Origin of the sequence: Falsiroseomonas sp. (assembly GCF_030695085.1) — a bacterium.
Lineage (GTDB): Bacteria > Pseudomonadota > Alphaproteobacteria > Acetobacterales > Acetobacteraceae > Falsiroseomonas.
Map to the genome: position 1 here is coordinate 1 of NZ_JAUYTS010000148.1, position 13,611 is coordinate 13,611.

Consider the following 13,611-nt stretch of genomic DNA (forward strand, 5'->3'; position numbering starts at 1 on the left):
CCACCTCCGCATCCAGCCCGCGCAGGCGCTGGACCAGGCCGGTGAGATCGGTGGGGCGGGCGGCGTAGCTGGCGCGCTCGATCAGGGTCAGCCCGCGTTCCTGCATCAGCGCTTCCTGCGACGCGCCGATGGAATGGGCGCCGAGCGCATCCTCCTGCGCGATCGCCAGGCGCAGCGCGGTATCCGGCCGGTTGACGGCGTTGGCCAGGATACGCACGCCCTTCAGCGCCGTGGCGGCGAAATCCGTGGCCTGGGGGGAGGCGCGGAACACCCATTGGAAGCCGCGCCCGACCACGGCATCGCCCAGCGCGCACAGTTCGAAGAAGGGCACGTTTGCCAGTTCCGCGACCTGGGATGCGGGCAGCGCGATGGTGGTGCTGAAGCTGCCGAAGATGGCGGCGACCCGTTCGGGGCCCTGCACCAGGCGGCGCGCCTCCTCCACTGCCGCATTTTCATCCGGCGCATCGGCGCGGACCAGGGCGATGCCGCGGCCGAACACCCCGCCGGCGGCGTTGCGCTCCTCCACCGCCAGTTCCAGGCCACGATAGCATTCATCGCCAAACAAGGCAGACGGCCCGCTGAGCGGGAACAGCGCGCCGAGCCGCAGCGGGGGGCCGGCCGGTGGCACCGGGGCCGCGCTGCCATTGGTGGCGGGTGCCTGCGCATGGCCGGGCGGCGCGAAGGCGCCCAACATGGCGCCGGCCAGCCCGCCGAGCCTCCGGCGGCCGAAGCCCTGCATCCCTCCAACCCTCCCGGCGATGGCAGGAGTTTTCCACGCCCTGCCGCTGGCGCACAACCCCGCCACGCCCCGGCGTGCCGCCTTGACGTGCCGCGGCACCGCATGGTCCCTCCTCCCCGACTGAGAAGAGGAGCGCACCATGTCCAAACCGGCCCCTGACCTGCCCGCGGAAATGACCTTGATCGACCACACCCAGGGCGGCTCGGGCAAAGGTGGTGGGCCGGAGGTGCTGGTGCCGGTGCGCGGCCCGGTTCCGTCGCCGGCCGCGGATGAGGTGCTGATCCGGACCGAGGCTGTCGGCGTGAACCGCCCCGATGTGGCGCAGCGCACCGGCAGCTATCCGCCGCCCCCCGGCGCCAGCCCCGTCATCGGCCTGGAATGCGCCGGGGAGGTGGTGGCCGTGGGTGCCGCCGTCACCCGCTGGAAGATCGGCGACAAGGTCTGTGCGCTGGCCAATGGCGGCGCCTATGCCGAATACTGCACCGCCCCCGAGGCACAGACCCTGCCCTGGCCGGCCGGCTTCGACGCGCTGCGCGCCGCGGCGCTGCCGGAGACCTATTTCACCGTCTGGGCGAATGTCTTCGGCCATGGGCGGCTGGCGGCGGGCGAATCCATCCTGATCCATGGCGGCACGTCCGGCATCGGCGTCACCGCCATCCAGCTCGCCAAGGCCTTCGGCGCCACGGTCTACGCGACGGCCGGCAGCGCGCAGAAGGTGGCGGCCTGCCTCGAACTCGGCGCCGATGCGGCGATCGACTACAAGGCGGAGGATTTCCAGGAGCGCATCAAGGCGCTGACCGGCGGTAAGGGCGTCGATGTGGTGCTCGACATGGTCGGCGCGCCGTATTTCACCAAGAACATCCGCTGCCTGAAGCTGGATGGCCGCCTGGTGATGATCGCCTTCCTGAGCGGCCATGTGGCGGAGCAGGTGGATCTGCGGCCCATCATGGTGAAGCGCCTGACCGTCACCGGCAGCACCATGCGGCCGCGCAGCACGGCGCAGAAGGCGGAGATCGCGCAGGCGCTGGAAGCCAAGGTCTGGCCGATGCTGGCCGAAGGGAAGGCGGCACCGCGCATCTTCAAGACCTTCCCGCTGATCCATGCGGCCGAGGCGCACCGGCTGATGGAAAGCAGCGCGCATATCGGCAAGATCATGCTGACGGTGCCGTGACGCCCTGGCTGGCCTTCGCCGCCGCGCTGCTGCTGCTGGCGCTGACCCTGCGGCTGCGGGATCGCGGCATGCGCCGGGCCGGGCAGGGGCTGGCGGTGCTGCTGGCCCTGGTGGCCACCATCCTGCTCGCGCGGCGGCCCGGCACCGCGCTGCCGCTGCCCGGGTCGCGCCCGCGGCCCTGGTATTCGCCATAGGGGGACCGCCATGAACCTGCACCGCATGCTGCTCAAGCGCCAGGCGGAGGGCCGCCCGGTGCGGGTCGCCGTGATCGGCGCGGGCAAGTTCGGCTCGATGTTCCTGCACCAGGCGCCGCGCACGCCGGGGCTGCATGTGCTGGGCATCGCCGACCTGTCCATTCCCAACGCCCACGCCGCGCTGGCCCGCATCCACTGGGCGCCGGAAGCCGGGCAGGCGCCGGATGCTGCGACGGCGGCGAGGACCGGCGCCACCTGGCTCACCGAGGACAGCCTCGCGCTGATCGCCGATCCGCTGGTGGAGGTGGTGGTGGAGGCCACCGGCGACCCGGCCGCCGGGCTGGTTCACGCACGCCACGCCATCCGCCACGGCAAGCATGTGGTGATGGTGAATGTGGAGGCGGATGTGCTGGCCGGCCCCCTGCTGGCGCGGGAAGCCGCAGCGGCCGGCGTGGTCTATTCCATGGCCTATGGCGACCAGCCGGCTTTGGTGGCGGAGCTGGTGGACACCATCCGCGCCGGCGGCTTTTCCATCGTCGCCGCCGGCAAGGGCACCAAATACCTGCCCGCCTATCACGCCAGCACGCCGGAGACGGTGTGGGATTTCTACGGGCTGACGGCGGAACAGGCGCGCGCGGGGGCGATGAATCCGCGGATGTTCAACTCCTTCCTCGACGGTACGAAATCCGGCATCGAGATGGCGGCGATCGCCAATGCGACCGGCCTGGCTCCGCCCGAGGATGGCCTGGCCTTCCCGCCCGCCGGCACCAGCCAACTGCCCGACCTGCTGCGGCCGCACAATGAGGGCGGCATCCTGCCACGCAAGGGGATGGTGGAGGTCGTCTCGTCGCTGACTCGCGACGGCGCCGAGATCGCCGACAACCTGCGCTGGGGCGTCTATGTCGTGTTCGAGGGCGACACCGAATATGCCCGCCGCTGCTTCGCCGAATACGGCGTCGCCACCGACAGAAGCGGGCGCTACGCCGCGCTGTGGCGCCCCTATCACTTCATCGGGCTGGAACTTGGCGTCTCCGTCGCCTCCGCCGCGCTGCGGCGCGAGCCGACCGGGGTTGCCGAGACCTGGGCGGCCGATTGCGTCGCAATCGCCAAGCGCGACCTGAAGCCGGGCGAGGTGCTGGATGGCGAGGGCGGCGCGATGGTCTGGGGCAAATGCATCCCCGCCGCGCGATCCCGCGCATTGGCCGCCGTGCCGATCGGCCTGGCCCATGGCGTGGCGCTGGCGCGCGCCGTGCCGCGCGGCGCGCTGGTGACGGAGGCGGATCTGCAACCGCGCGCCCCGGGCGGCGCCGGGCAGGCGGCGCGGGAGATGCGAGCGTCCCTGCTGGCCCTGCCCTGGACAATGAATTGCAAATTGTAAGCGCATTTGCACAAAACTAGGCTTTTCGCGACGCGGAGGGCGCGGCTAGGTTACAGGCAATGCCCATGGCGTCCGCCTTCCGGCTGCTTTTCGCAGCCGTCATCCTGTTTGGCGGTGCCTGGCCCATTACCAAGGCTGCGCTGGCGGATGCGTCACCGCTATGGTTTGGGCTCGGACGGTCCGCGCTGGCAGCGCTCGGGGCGGCCATCCTGCTTGCGGCGATGGGGCGGCTGCGCTTTCCGGTGGCGGAGGATCGCCGCGCGGTGCTGTTCCTCGGCCTGTTCCAGCTCGGCGGATTCTTCGCGCTGACGCATCTGGCGGTGGCGCTGGTGCCGGCGGGGCGCACCGCGGTGCTGTCCAATGTCGTGACCTACTGGCTGATCCCGCTTTCGGTGCTGGTGCTGGGGGAGAAGGTTTCCACCACCCGCTGGTTCGCGGCCGGCCTGGGGCTGGCAGGCGCTGGCGTGCTGATCGGGCCATGGGCGGTCGATTGGTCGCATATGGATTCGCTGATCGGCCATCTGATGCTGGTGCTGGCCGGCCTGCTCTGGACCATCGCCATCATCGCATCGCGCAAATGGCCGCCGAAGACACCGATGTTCGAGCTGCTGCCCTGGTGCTTCGGCATCGGCGCGCTGGTCCTGGTGCCGCTGACCCTGCTGCTGGAGCCGGATGGCGGCGTCGGGCTGAGTTCCTGGCCCCATCTGCTATATATCGGGCTGTTCGCGGCGCCGATCGGCACCTGGTGCGTGATCGAGGCCGGGCGCAAGCTGCCCGGCGCGGTGGCATCGGTCGGCTTCCTGATGGTGCCGGCCTTCGGCGTGCTGGTCTCCACCCTTTGGCTGGGGGAGCCGCTGGGGTGGGATGTGATCGTCGGCGGGGCGTTGATCTTTGGCTCGGTGATCCTGGCGGCGCGCGGATGAGGCTCGTCGTCACCAGCCTGGGGGAGGGGCCGCCCGTCGTGCTGCTGCACGGGCTGCTCGGCGCCGGGCAGAATTTCGGCGCGGTGCAGAAGGCGCTGGCGGCGGACGGCTTCCGGGTGCTGGCACTCGACCTGCGGAACCACGGCGCATCGCCCCACGCCGACGGCATGGCCTATGCCGATATGGCGGCCGATGTGGCGGAGACGTTGCAGGCGGAGGGGGCCTGGCCCGCCACCATCATAGGCCATTCCATGGGCGGCAAGGTGGCGATGGCGCTGGCGCTGACCCGGCCGGAGGGGGTGACGCGGCTGCTGGTGGCGGATATCGCGCCGGTGCACTACCCGGCGCCGCTGTTCAACGCCTACATCGCCGCCATGCGCGGCCTGGATCTGCGGCCCGGCCTGGCGCGGCGGGAGGCCGATGCGGCGCTTGTGCCGGCCGTGCCCGCGGCGCCGCTGCGCGCATTCCTGTTGCAGAATCTGGATTTTGCCCAGGCCCCGCCTGCCTGGCGCATCGGGCTTGAGGAAATCGCCGCCGGCATGCCGGAGATCGCCGGCTGGCCCGACCTGCCGGGTTCGTATGACGGCCCCGTCCTGGTGCTGGCGGGCGAGCGTTCGGACTACATTCAGCCGCAACACACGGCGCTGTTCCGCCGCCTGTTTCCCGCCGCACGCCACGCCAGCATCCCCGCCGGGCATTGGCTGCATGCGGAAAACCCGCCGGCCTTCCTGGCCGTGGTGCGGGACTTCCTGGCCGGTCAGGCAAGCGCGGCGCCGTAGCCCAGCCGCACCAGCGTTATCTCCGGCGGCACACCCACCCGCACCGGCATGATCGAGGTGCCAAGCCCGCCCGAGACCACCAGGTGCTTTCCCGCCTCCACCACATGGCCATAGGCGTAGCGATTACCGAAGGCGGAGGGCACATAGGGCGAGAACCCCGCCAGCCGCACCTGCCCGCCATGGGTATGCCCGCACAGGGTCAGCGCCACCCGATCCGCCGGCACGGAGGGGAAGATATCCGGCTCGTGGCACAGCAGGATCACCGGGTCCCGGTCCTGCACGGCGCCGAAGGTGCGCGCCAGGTCGTTGGTGCCGAGGAAGCGGCCCTGGCCCTGGCTGAAAGCCCAGAGGCTGCCGCTGCCCGCCACCCAGAAACCCTGATCGCGGAAGCCGGTCTTCACCGCCGCATTGTGCAGCACGGAGATGCCGGCCCCGGCCAGCACATGCGCCGTCTGCGGCACGCCGCGCCGCAGCCGTTGCACCTGCGGGTCGTCCCACCAGTCATGATTGCCCATGATGGCGTGGACGCCATGCGGCGCGCGCAGGCCCTTCAGCACCTGCGCCGTCTCCTCGATCGGGATGGAGTGCTTCACGTAGCGGCCGTTGCCCCGGTAGTCGCCGAGCAGCACCACCAGATCCGGCCGCAACGCATTGGTGGCGGCGACTATCTCCGCCACGCGGCGCAACGGCATATGCGGCTCGCTGGCATGGATATCGGCCAGCGCGGCGATGGTCAGCGGCCGCCGCGCGGGCCAGTTCGGCGGGTCCAGCCGGTATTCGGCAACCGCCAGCCGCCAGGCCGGCTCGATCCAGAAGCCATAAAGGCCGCTCGCCCCACCGGCCAGGGTCAGTCCACCGAGGGTCGTCAGCAGGGCGCGGCGGCTGGTCATGCGAAAGCCTCGGTTGCGCGATCGCCGCGCGGGACGATCTAGATCGGATGATTGAAAACTTCCCGGCCGAACGGGCCACAGCCTTGCAGCGGCTCGATTCCTTTGGCCCGCGCATGGGGCATCATTACGCGCGGGGCCGCAACAGCGACCTCGGCCCTGGGCAGCGCCAGGACGTCTCCCGCCTCTCGCCCGCGATTCGTCACCGGCTGGTGACGGAGGCCGAGGCGGTTGGCACCGCGCTCGCGCTGCACGGGCCGGAGCAGGCGCAGAAATTCATCGAGGAGGTGTTCTGGCGCAGCTACTGGAAGGGCTTTCTGCAACTGCGCCCGGGATTATGGGACGCCTATCGCGGCGAACTCGCGCAGGACCTGGCGCGGCTGCAGGCGGAGCCGGAACTGCAGGCGGCCTATGCCCGCGCGGTGGAGGGCAGCACCGGAATCGACGCCTTCGATGCCTGGGCCGTGGAACTGCGCGACAGCGGCTGGCTGCACAACCACGCCCGCATGTGGTTCGCCAGCATCTGGATCTTCACCCTGCGGCTGCCCTGGACGCTGGGCGCGGATCTGTTCCTGCGGCACCTGCTGGATGCCGATGCGGCCAGCAACACCCTGTCCTGGCGCTGGGTGGCGGGGCTGCATACCGCGGGCAAGACCTATGTCGCGCGGGCCGAGAACATCCACCGCTTCACCGGCGGCCGCTTCAACCCGGTGGGGCTGGAGGAAAATCCGCCGCCGCCGCCGGCGCCGCATCCCATCCCGCTGCAACCGCTGCGGCCGATGGCGCCGCTGCCCGAAGGGCCGGTGGCGCTGCTGCTGCATGAGGATGATCTGCATCCCGAAAGCCTGCTGCCACCCGGCCTGAAGGTCGATGCCATCGCCGGCCTCGCCGTGCCGCGCGCACGCTCCCCGCTCGGCTGCGCGCCGATGGCGGAGCGCCAGGCCTGGCAGGTGCTGGCGGATGGGCTGGAGCGCGCGGGGCGCCACTTCAAGGCGCCCGTCGTGGCCCTGGCGCCGGAGGCCGTGGCCGGCTGGGCGCAAGCGCATGGGCTGCCCGTGATCACGCCGCAGGCCCCGGTGGGCTGGACGGCGGAGGCGCTGGTGGGCCTCGGCCTGCCGCTGCATGTGGTGCGCCGGGACTGGGATGCGGCGTGCTGGCCCGCCGCCACCAAGGGCTACTTCGCGTTCAGAGAGCGGATCCCGGCATGGCTCCGGGAACTGGCACCTTCGCCGCCTTCGGGTTGACCCGCGCCGCCCTGTCCGCATCCGCGGCCCGCCACAGATACCAGGCGGCGACGGAGCGGTAGGGCGCCCAGGCCTCTCCGATCGCGGCGAGTTCCTTCGGCTTCGGCTGCGCCTCCAACCCCGCGGACACCTTCCAACCCTCCCGCACGCCGAAATCGTCGATCGGCAGCACGTCCCGCCGGCCGAGGGAGAAGATCAGGAACATCTCCACTGTCCAGCGGCCAACGCCGCGGATGGCGACCAGGCGCTCGATCAGCGCCTCATCCGGCAGGCGCCGCGCGACGGCGCTGGTCGGCACCAGGCCGCCCACGGCCTTCTCCGCGATGTCGCGGATGGCCGCGACCTTGTTGCCGGACAGGCCGCAGCCACGCATCGCCTCCACGGTCGTGGCCAGCACCAGCGGCGGCGGGGGGAAGTCGTGGCCGGGATACAGCGCGATGAAGCGGCCGAGAATCGCCTCCGCCGCGCGGCCATGCACCTGCTGGTGGGTGATGGCGCGGACCAGGGCTTCGTAAGGCTCGCGCGTGGCGGGTTGCAGCGTGCAGGGGCCGATGCGGCGGATCACCGCCTTCAGCACCGGGTCCCGCCGCAGATGGCGCAGCGCGGTGGGACCGGCGAAGGGGCGGGCTGCTGACGTCATCCCCGCTGGCATTCCCGCCGGCACCTCATCGGAACACCAGGTTCGGCAGTGCCAGCGCGATCCAGGGCACGTAGGTGATCAGCATCAGGCAGGCGAAGATGACGCCGATGAACACCGGCAGGTAGCGCATCATCTTGTCCACGCTGGTGCCGGCCACCTGTGCGGCGGCGAACAGGTTCACGCCGAAGGGCGGCGTGATCATGCCCATCGCCAGGTTCACCACCATGATCGTGCCGAAATGCACGCCATCGATGCCGAACCGGGCCGCGGCTTCCTGCAGCACCGGGGCCAGCACGATGATGCTGGCGCTGGTCTCCACGAACATGCCGATCACGAACAGGAACAGGTTCACGCCGAGCAGGTACAGCGCCGGGCTGTCGAAGGTGGCGACCAGCCAGCCCGCCGCCGCATCCGGCACGCCCTGCCGGTTCAGCAGCCAGGAGAAGACCGCGGCGCAGGCGATGATGAACAGGATCACCGCGCTGCTGATCACGGATTTGCGGAAGATCGGGTACAGGTCACGCCAGCCGATCTCGCGGTGCAGGAACATGCCGACCAGGATGGCATAGGCCACGGCGATGACGCTGGCCTCGGTCGGCGTGGTGATGCCGCCATAGATGCCGCCCAGCACCACCACCGGCATGAACAGCGCGAAGCCCGCCTGCCGCGTCGCGGTCAGCACGGACAGGCGGCCCTCGCCATCCTGCTTGCCCCAGCCCTTGAGGCGGCACCATATCAGCACCGTCGCCACCAGCGCGCCGGCGATCAGGATGCCCGGGACGACACCGGCGATGAACAGCTCCGGGATGCTGACCTGCGTGGTCACGCCATACAGGATCATCGGGATCGAGGGCGGGATCACCACGCCCAGCTCCGCCGCGGTGGCCTGCAGCGCCGCCGCGAAGGCCACCGGATAGCCCGCGCGCACCAGCGCCGGAATCATGATGGCGCCGACCGCGAAGGTGGTGGCGACGGAGCTGCCGCTGATGGCGGCGAAGATCATGCAGGTGACGACACAGGTGGCGGGCAGCCCGCCCTGGATGCCGCCGACGATGGACTGCGCAAAGGCGACCAGGCGGCGGGAGATGCCGCCGACATCCATCAGGTTTCCGGCCAGGATGAAGAAGGGAATCGCGGCGAGCGGAAACTTGTCCAGCGCCACGAACAACTGCTGCGCGGCGACGATCAGCGGGAAATTGGTGTAGCCGTGGATGCCGATGACGGCAGCGAGTCCGATGGCGACCGCAACCGGCACGCTGATGGCAAACAGCACCAGCATGACCGTTAGCATCATACCGCTCATGCCGCGTACTCCAGCTCGGTATCACGCCGGTCGAGGAAATGCGCCACCGCGCCGATCATGGCGAAGACCGCGCCGACGGGAATCGCGGCATAGCCCCAGGTCATCGAGACCTCGAGCCCCGCCATCTCCTGGAACTGCACACGCTGCGCCATGGTCCAGCCGAACCAGAACATGACGCCCATGAGCGAGAGCGAGCAGGCCAGCGCCGCCGCTTCCACCGAACGCCGCACCGCGCCCGAGGTCAGCCGCTGCGCCACGTCGATGGAGACCAGCGCACCGCTGCGCAGCGCCAGCGCAACGCCGAGATAGGCCATCCAGATCAACGCGGTGCGCACCAGCGCCTCCGACCAGATGGAGGGCGTGTTGGTCGCGAAGCGCGCGAAGACCTGCCACAGCCCCGCCGCCACCGCGATGGCCAGCGCCAGGCAGGCGAGCGTGGCGGCGATGCCGGTTGCGATGCGGTCCAGCCGCAATACCGCCGTCCGTATCGTCCCCCTGATGCCGCCACCGGAGCCCGCCCACAGCGCCAGCAGCACCACGGCGAGCGTTGCCGCCCCCGTGACCTGCAATGGCACCACGTTCATCATGTTCATCGCGTTGCTTCCGGCTGCGGGAAGGGCAGGGTGGGACGCCGGTCAGGCCGGCGGGGGGTTCAGTTCGCGCGCCACTCGCGGATGCGGCGCAGCGTGGCGGAATCCAGCGTCCGCTCCCATTCCGCGAAGGCCGGGGCCAGCGCCGTCTGGAAGGCCGCGGTGTCCACTTCCGTGATCACCGTCATGCCGCGGCGGCGCAGTTCGGCCACGCCGGCTTCCTCATCCGCGGTGACGCGGTTGCGGTTGGCGGTCTGCGCCTCACGCGCTGCCTGCTGGAACAGGGCGCGATCGGCCTGGTTGAAGCGCGCAACCATCGCCGGGTTGCAGATCATCACCTGCGGCGAGTAGACGTGGCGCGTCATCGTCATGTAGCGCTGCACCTGGTTGATGTTGTTCGCCACGATGACCGAGATCGGGTTCTCCTGGCCATCGACCGTGCCCTGCTGCAGGGCGGGGATGAGCTCGGAGAAGGCCATCGGCGTCGGCAGCGCGCCGAGCGTGGTGAAGGCCCGCATATGCACCTGGTTCTCCATGGTGCGGATCTTCAGGCCGCGCAGATCGGCGGGCGTGTTCACCTCGCGCCGCGAATTGGTCAGGTTGCGGAAGCCGTTCTCGATCCAGACCACGCCGACCAGGCCGCGCGCGTTGAAGCGGTTCAGCACCTGCTGGCCGATCTCGGAATCCAGCACGCCGCGCGCATGCGTCGCATCGCGGAACAGGAAGGGCACGTCGAAGATCCGGACCTCCGGCACGAAATTGCCGACCGGGCCGGTGGAGGTGAAGGTGCAGTCGATGGTGCCGATCTGCACGCTCTCGACCATTTCGCGCTCATTGTCATTGCGCTGCGTGGTCACGCTGTAGCGCCCGCCGGTCAGCCGCTCCAGCGCCGTCTTGAAGGTGTGGGCGCCGGCACCGGTGTGGCTGTCCAGCGGCAGTGCGTGCTGCACGGTCAGCTGGGTCTGCGCGTGGACCGGCGAAAGGGCGAATGGCAGCAGAAGCGCGGCGGCGAGGGCCACGCGGCGGGTTGTTGTCATGGACGGCCTTTCCCTGTGATGAGCCCCGTTGGATCGGCGCTCCATGCGCAAAGCGTATAGATGCATTGCGGTGTGGGCATCAATCCCGCCCCCTCCCGGCCCAACCCCCCGCCTAACCCCCTGGCTCACCCCTGGGCCGGGTGGGGGGCGCGGGTCTGGCCCGCGCCCCGCATCAGGCGCCTTGCCTGGCCTGGATCAGTTCGCGCGCCACTCCCGGATGCGGCGCAGCAGCGCGCCGTCCAGCGTGCGCTCATACTCCGTGAAGGCGGCGGCGAGCGCGGTCTGGAAGGCGCCCGCATCCACCTGCGTCACCACCGTCATGCCACGGCGGCGCAGTTCCTCGACGCCCGACTGTTCATCCGAGGTGACGCGCGCGCGGTTGGCGGCGGCGCCGGCCTTGGCGGCTTCCATGAAGGCGGCGCGGTCGGCGGCCGACATGCGCGCCAGCATCGCCGGGTTGCAGATCAGGATGGCCGGCGAATAGACATGGCCGGTCAGCGTCAGGAAGCGCTGCACCTGGTTCAGGTTGTTCGCCACGATCACGGGAATCGGGTTTTCCTGGCCATCGACCGTGCCTTGCTGCAGGGCGGGAACCAGCTCGCTGAAGGCCATCGGCGTCGGCAGCGCGCCGAGCGTCGAGAAGGCGCGCATATGCACCTGGTTCTCCATGGTGCGGACCTTCAGGCCGCGCACATCGGCGGGCGTGTTCACCTCGCGCCGCGAATTGGTCAGGTGGCGGAAGCCGTTCTCCATCCAGACCACACCGGTCAGGCCGCGGGCGGAGAAGCGGCCGAGCATGGTCTGGCCGATCTCGCTGTCCAGCACGCCGCGGGCATGGGCGGTGTCACGGAACAGGAAGGGCACGTCGAGGTTGCGGGTCTCCGCCACGAAATTGCCGACCGGGCCGGTGGAGGTGATGACGCATTCGATGGTGCCGATCTGCACGCTCTCGATCGCCTCGCGCTCATTGTCGTTGCGCTGGATCACCACATTGTAGCGGCCGGCGCTGGCCCGCTCGAAGGATTCCTTCAGCGCGGTGGCGCCGGCGCCGTAATGGCTGTTCAGCGGCAGCGGGTGCTGGATGGTGATCTGGGTCTGCGCGAAGGCGGGCGCGGACAGCGGAAGCGCGAGCGCGGCGGCAAGGGCCAGCCGGCGGGACATGGTGATCAAAGGCGTCTCTCCCCAGGGATCGGGGCGCCCTTGGCGGCGCCCCTTGGTGGTGCTGGGTATAAGTGAAGCCCCGCTCCGGCTTCAAGCGCCGGCCTTCAGCCGTGCCGGATGGCGATGGTCTTCAACGCACCGAAGCCGTGCAGCGCCGCGAAGCCCTTCTCTCGCCCATGGCCGCTGCGCTTCATCCCGCCGAAGGGCAGTTCCACCCCACCGCCGGCGCCGTAGTTGTTGACGAAGACCTGGCCCGCGCGGATGTGGCGTGCCAGCCGCACGCCACGGCCGAGGTCGCGCGTCCAGACACCCGCCACCAGGCCATAGGCGGTGCCGTTCGCCAGCCGCAGCGCGGCTTCCTCATCCGTGAAGCGGGTCGCGACCAGGACGGGGCCGAAGATTTCCTCCTGCGCCAGGGTATGCGCCGCATCGACATCGTCGAGCAGCACCGGCCTCACATAGTAGCCGCCCTCCGGTGCATTGCTGGCGAGGCGACCGCTTGCCGCGTGGCGCAACCCGTCGCGCCGGGCGATGTCGAGGAACCCCTCCACCCGCCGCTTCTGGGCCAGTGTCACCAGCGGGCCGAGGTCGAGGTCACGCTCCGCCGGCCCGGCTTCCAGCGCGGCGAAGCGATCCGCCAGCGCGGCCAGCAGCCGGTCATGCACCGCATCCTGCACCAGCAGGCGGGACCCGGCGGAACAGGTCTGGCCGGCATTCTGGATGATGGCACCCATCACCGCCGGCACCACCTGGTCCAGGTCCGCGTCGGCGAAGACGATCTGCGGGCTTTTCCCGCCCAGCTCCAGCGTCACCGGAATCGTGCGCTCCGCCGCCGCGCGCTGGATCAGCGTGCCGACCTCCGGGCTGCCGGTGAACGAGATGTGGGCGACCAGCGGATGCGCCGTCAGTGCCGCGCCGGCTTCCTCCCCCAGGCCGGTGACGACATTCACCGCGCCTTCGGGGAAGCCCGCCTCCGCCGCCAGTTCCGCGATGGCGAGCGTGGTCAGCGACGCCTCCTCCGCCGGCTTCACCACGGCCGCATTGCCCATGGCCAGCGCCCCGCCCAGCGACCGGCCGAGGATCTGCATCGGGTAGTTCCACGGGATGATGTGCGCGGTGACGCCATGCGGCTCCCACACCGTCATCGCCAGTATGCCCTCGGCGGAGGGGATGGTCTCGCCATGCACCTTGTCCGCGGCGCCACCGTAGAACTCGAAGTAGCGCGCGCAGGCGGCGGCGTCCTGCCGCGCCTGGCGGATCGGCTTGCCGACATCGAGGGACTCGAGCGCCGCCAGCCGTTCCGCATCGCGCTGCACCAGGGCGGCGAGCTTCAGCAGCAGCCGGCCGCGCTCGGCGGCGGGCATGCGGCCCCAGGGGCCGGCCAGCGCCGCATCCGCCGCGCGGCAGGCCTCATCCACCTCCCGCGCCGTGCCGCGGACGATCTGGCCGATCTCGGTGCCGTCGGAGGGGTTGAGGACGGGCAGGACAGCGTCGGAGGCCACGGCGCGGCCGCCGATGAAATGCGTGTGCAGGGTCATGCGCGGCGAGGTAGCGGCCCGGCGCAG

Annotated in this window: 14 protein-coding genes; 6 read left to right on the plus strand and 8 right to left on the minus strand. The window is 70.4% G+C overall.

Translation table 11 applies throughout. The features are described from left to right. Positions 1–739: ABC transporter substrate-binding protein (locus Q8S40_RS15970; protein ID WP_305671167.1), on the minus strand; the 739-nt coding region annotated here is incomplete at its 3' end. Between the two features lie 172 nt (positions 740–911). Between Q8S40_RS15970 and Q8S40_RS15975 the strand changes: the two genes are divergently transcribed. The 5 genes from Q8S40_RS15975 to Q8S40_RS15995 all read left to right on the plus strand — a co-directional run bounded on the left by Q8S40_RS15975 (position 912) and on the right by Q8S40_RS15995 (position 5,184). Next, on the plus strand, positions 912–1,910 hold the full coding sequence (locus Q8S40_RS15975) for an NAD(P)H-quinone oxidoreductase (RefSeq protein WP_305671199.1): 999 nt from the start codon (positions 912–914) through the stop codon (positions 1,908–1,910). Beyond that, positions 1,907–2,104, plus strand: a complete 198-nt coding sequence (locus tag Q8S40_RS15980; protein ID WP_305671168.1) for a hypothetical protein — start codon at positions 1,907–1,909, stop codon at positions 2,102–2,104. Before Q8S40_RS15975 ends, Q8S40_RS15980 begins: the two co-directional genes overlap by 4 nt. A gap of 10 nt (positions 2,105–2,114) precedes the next feature. After that, positions 2,115–3,482 (plus strand): NAD(P)H-dependent oxidoreductase, encoded by a 1,368-nt coding sequence (locus Q8S40_RS15985; RefSeq protein ID WP_305671169.1) that lies wholly within the window; start codon positions 2,115–2,117, stop codon positions 3,480–3,482. 65 nt (positions 3,483–3,547) lie between these two features. Then, positions 3,548–4,405: a DMT family transporter gene (locus Q8S40_RS15990; protein WP_304813914.1), complete on the plus strand. Its 858-nt coding sequence runs from the start codon at positions 3,548–3,550 to the stop codon at positions 4,403–4,405. Beyond that, complete coding sequence (locus Q8S40_RS15995) at positions 4,402–5,184, plus strand: alpha/beta fold hydrolase (protein WP_305671170.1); 783 nt, start codon at positions 4,402–4,404, stop codon at positions 5,182–5,184. The genes Q8S40_RS15990 and Q8S40_RS15995 overlap by 4 nt, the downstream gene beginning before the upstream one ends. On the opposite strand, the gene Q8S40_RS16000 is transcribed toward Q8S40_RS15995, so the two are convergent. After that, positions 5,163–6,074 carry a metallophosphoesterase gene (locus tag Q8S40_RS16000; RefSeq protein ID WP_305671171.1) on the minus strand — a complete coding sequence of 304 codons (912 nt, stop codon included), beginning with the start codon at positions 6,072–6,074 and terminating at the stop codon, positions 5,163–5,165. The two genes, Q8S40_RS15995 and Q8S40_RS16000, sit on opposite strands and share 22 nt — an antisense overlap. 47 nt (positions 6,075–6,121) lie before the next feature. On the opposite strand from Q8S40_RS16000, the gene Q8S40_RS16005 reads away from it, so the two are divergent. Continuing rightward, complete coding sequence (locus tag Q8S40_RS16005) at positions 6,122–7,315, plus strand: FAD-binding domain-containing protein (RefSeq protein ID WP_305671172.1); 1,194 nt, start codon at positions 6,122–6,124, stop codon at positions 7,313–7,315. Here the strand turns inward: Q8S40_RS16005 and Q8S40_RS16010 are convergent. The 6 genes from Q8S40_RS16010 to Q8S40_RS16035 all read right to left on the minus strand — a co-directional run bounded on the left by Q8S40_RS16010 (position 7,257) and on the right by Q8S40_RS16035 (position 13,584). Continuing rightward, positions 7,257–7,955 carry a DNA-3-methyladenine glycosylase gene (locus tag Q8S40_RS16010; protein WP_305671173.1) on the minus strand — a complete coding sequence of 233 codons (699 nt, stop codon included), beginning with the start codon at positions 7,953–7,955 and terminating at the stop codon, positions 7,257–7,259. The two genes, Q8S40_RS16005 and Q8S40_RS16010, sit on opposite strands and share 59 nt — an antisense overlap. A gap of 25 nt (positions 7,956–7,980) precedes the next feature. Continuing rightward, positions 7,981–9,258, minus strand: coding sequence for a TRAP transporter large permease (locus tag Q8S40_RS16015; protein ID WP_304813907.1), 1,278 nt, complete (start codon positions 9,256–9,258; stop codon positions 7,981–7,983). Then, positions 9,255–9,851 carry a TRAP transporter small permease gene (locus tag Q8S40_RS16020; protein WP_305671174.1) on the minus strand — a complete coding sequence of 199 codons (597 nt, stop codon included), beginning with the start codon at positions 9,849–9,851 and terminating at the stop codon, positions 9,255–9,257. Before Q8S40_RS16020 ends, Q8S40_RS16015 begins: the two co-directional genes overlap by 4 nt. Before the next feature lie 59 nt (positions 9,852–9,910). Beyond that, positions 9,911–10,885 (minus strand): DctP family TRAP transporter solute-binding subunit, encoded by a 975-nt coding sequence (locus Q8S40_RS16025; RefSeq protein WP_305671175.1) that lies wholly within the window; start codon positions 10,883–10,885, stop codon positions 9,911–9,913. Positions 10,886–11,080: 195 nt separating this feature from the next. Beyond that, positions 11,081–12,046 (minus strand): DctP family TRAP transporter solute-binding subunit, encoded by a 966-nt coding sequence (locus tag Q8S40_RS16030; RefSeq protein ID WP_305671176.1) that lies wholly within the window; start codon positions 12,044–12,046, stop codon positions 11,081–11,083. A 104-nt stretch (positions 12,047–12,150) separates the two neighbouring features. Then, a complete protein-coding gene (locus tag Q8S40_RS16035) occupies positions 12,151–13,584 on the minus strand; it encodes an aldehyde dehydrogenase family protein (protein WP_305671177.1) in 1,434 nt (477 codons plus the stop codon). Positions 13,585–13,611: the final 27 nt, after the last annotated feature.